The 3,001-nt window shown below is 69.9% G+C and carries 2 protein-coding genes and 1 pseudogene; 2 read left to right on the top strand and 1 reads right to left on the bottom strand.

Annotation, left to right across the window (positions count from 1 at the left end):
- Positions 1-404 precede the first annotated feature (404 nt).
- Positions 405-1,646 (top strand): UPF0158 family protein, encoded by a 1,242-nt coding sequence (locus P3H15_RS53435; RefSeq protein WP_276144733.1) that lies wholly within the window; start codon positions 405-407, stop codon positions 1,644-1,646.
- 45 nt (positions 1,647-1,691) lie between these two features.
- Here the strand turns inward: P3H15_RS53435 and P3H15_RS53430 are convergent, their stop codons facing one another.
- The gene (locus tag P3H15_RS53430; RefSeq protein ID WP_276144732.1) at positions 1,692-2,294 is read right to left on the bottom strand and encodes a hypothetical protein; all 603 of its coding nucleotides are present in this window, start codon (positions 2,292-2,294) and stop codon (positions 1,692-1,694) included.
- A gap of 197 nt (positions 2,295-2,491) precedes the next feature.
- On the opposite strand from P3H15_RS53430, the pseudogene P3H15_RS53425 reads away from it, so the two are divergent.
- A pseudogene (locus P3H15_RS53425) lies at positions 2,492-2,692 on the top strand (DUF1269 domain-containing protein); the annotation flags it as partial.
- Positions 2,693-3,001 lie beyond the last annotated feature (309 nt).

Raw genomic sequence — 3,001 nt, 5'->3', positions numbered from 1 at the left:
TGCACCTTCACCGGACCCCTGCGGGACTCGAGCTTCGACGTCAACGCGTCGGTGGATGCCGCGGCGACGGGGCCGCCTCCCGGCACGGGGGCATCGTTGTGTGGCTTCGACGTTCGACGCCCGTCGCTGGTCCGCGACGAGTGACCGCCCCGCTTTCCGACCTGCGCCATACCCACTCCTTTTGCCCGCCCCACCGTGGCCGCCGCTGGACTCAGCCTAGCCGATACGCGCAGGTTCACACGCTGTGTTACGCGCAGTGTTACGCGCAGTGTTGCACGTATCCGTGCGGTCCGCGTCGCGGGGTGCGCACCGAGCTGGACGAACCCCGGCCGGCACGGGGCGCCGGTGCACCCATCCGGGGCTCCGGTATGGCTGCGCCGTGGCTGGCCTGTCATCCTCGGGGGATGGCGCGAACGTGGTTGTCGGTGAGGGTGGAGCTGCTCGGCGGGCGCGGGGAGGAGCTGTGGCCGTGGCCGGGCCGGGTCTTCGCGGTCGGTCCGTCGCATACGTTCCTGGACCTCGCGAATGCGATCAACGACGCGTTCGCCCGGTGGGACCGGTCGCACCTGTCGATGTTCACCCTCGCCGATGGACGAGTGGTCACCGACACCGCGACCGGGGACGAGATGGTGGAGTCGCTCGGTGGGCCCATCACCGAGACGGTGGACATCGAGTCGGCCAAGGTCGCCCGGCTGCTGAAGCCCGGGGCGGAGTTTGCGTTCACCTTCGATCTGGGCGATGACTGGACCCACCGCTGTCTGATCGGCGGCGACAAGGTCGACCCCCTGACTGTCCTGGGCATCACGCCCGGAAAACCCCTGCCGTACTGGGGATGGGGTGCCATTCCGGACCAGTACGGGCGCCGGTGGGCCGACGACGACGGGCAGAGCCGAGCACCGCGCAGACCAGCCCAGCCGCATCCGATGCTGCTGCACACGTGGCCCGCACAGGACCAGGTACCCACCCTCGAGGTGGCCGAGCTGCGCGCCGCCATCGCCACAGCAGATGCGGACCGCTTCCTCGCCGCGGTCCGCGGCCGGGACGTCGACGACGTGCTGCACCAGGTGGGTGCCGGTCTGCCGATGGCACTGCAGCAACGACGGAAGCAGGCCGAGCCGGTGACGGTGTCGGTCATCAACCGGCTGACGTGGCGCGCCGGTCCGGGTGACGAGGTGCTGGCGCAGGACCTGCTCGCACATCTGCGCAGCGAGCCGCTGACGGGGCGGGTGGTGCCGGTCGACCTGGAGATGCTCGCTACCGAACGGGAAGGCGATCTCACCATGTCGGCCGGTGGCTACCTCGACCTGCGCACCGGGGAGGTGGTCGACGAGGGCATCACCGATCCGGCGATGGTCGGAGCGGACGCCGCCGTCGACGTGGACGAGGAGCCCGACCGGTGGCTCCGGTTCGACCGCACCGGCTCGCGGGACGGCTGGCGGGACATGGCGGCCTTCGCCCAGCGGTGCCATGATGCGGCGCTGCGGGAGCGACTGGAACGGGCAATCGAGGGCAAGGGTGCCTTCGGCCGGTTCCGGGACGTCGTCCACCAGGAGAGCCTCGCCGAACGATGGTACGCCTACTCCACCGACCGCCAGCTGGGTCGTGCCCGCGAGTTCCTCGCCGACCAGGGCATCCGCGTGGGCTGACCATCAGCCCAGTCCAGCGGGCTCAGGATCCTGTACGGATCCTTGTCACAGGCCGAAATCAACGACCGCGGCAGGCTTCTCCCGTATCCCGGTCGGGGTGACACCTCGGCTGGACGTGTCCTCTGGGTCGGGGTCCGGCCGAGTCCAGCCCAGAACCATCGTCGGCGTGCAGCCGCCGATCAGCAGCGTCGTCAGTGTCATCAGACCGCCGGCATGCGCCAGCGCACCGTTGCCGGCGCCGATGATCACGTCGCCGAAGGTCAGGTAGAAGACCGGGATCATCACCAGCGATTGGGTGACGGTCAGCCCGATCGAGCGCGCGCTGTGGCGCTGTTCCACCCCCCATTCGTCGGGGGTATCCGCGGGCGCGTCGCCCCGGCGGCCCGAGACGATCTGCAGCATGGTCCACAGCGGGAAGAACGCCGCACACACTGGAAGCCACAGCAGCGGCGCCCACCGAACACCGAACGCGCACACGACGCTCACGGCGAACATGAAAACGAACGTCACTGCAAGGCCCACCACCAGGACCCTTCGGCGGTGCCGGGTGCGCCAGCTGGGCAGCATCGTCGACCATCTGCGTTCGTTCGCGAGGAATCTGCGGGTGCGATAGGACTGGTAGCGGCCGATGAGGTTCGGCTCGGTCATCTCGGGTCTCCCCCTGTGTCGTGTCGAGGTCCCTGGGCGTGTGGGCGTGTGCACCAGTACAGCTCGGTGGACGCGCCTCGACCAGGAAGGCCGACGATCTCGCAGATCCGCAGCGCCAGGTCGATGCCGAGCGCCGAGCGTAACTCCACCGCCCGCGCGCACGGTTACCAGCCCCGCTCGCACCATTCGGTGAGGCGCTCAGCGAGGACGACGTCGCCGCGGTCGCCGCTGCGGTCGAGCCCTGAAGTACCGCGGCGCTGCTGGTCTGGGAGAACACCTGGGCCGCGCCGTTCGCGTCGGCCGTGCGCCGGGCCGGTGGCCAGCTGGTGGCCAGTGGCCGCATCCCGGTGCAGGCGCTGCTGGCCGCCATCGAAGCCGACGAAGCGGAAGGAGCGTGACATGCCTCTGGCAGCGAGACGGCGGCGCCGAACAGCCCTGATCGGCCCCGCCCCGGTGGCCCAAACCGCGACCACCGTCGCACGGCGGCGGTGGTCGCACACGGCGTCCGCCGCCGTACCGAACGACGGGAAGACCGCCGGGACCGACGCTGACGCACGGCGCCGAGACCGGCGACGCGCGGTCCGCGCCCGGGCACCTAGTAGCGTGTCGCTGCTTAGTTCTGCCTTGTTTCGTTTAGGTTGGAGGCGGCAGGCTTCCCCTTCCCCTCTGCCGGTCAGGACTGTTGTCAATGCCTTCGCAGAAGAAGC

This window comes from Rhodococcus sp. T2V (assembly GCF_029269925.1).
GTDB classification, from domain to species: domain Bacteria; phylum Actinomycetota; class Actinomycetes; order Mycobacteriales; family Mycobacteriaceae; genus Rhodococcus_F; species Rhodococcus_F koreensis.
Note: the sequence above shows the minus strand (reverse complement) of the source record. Positions and strands in the feature narration are given on the sequence as shown.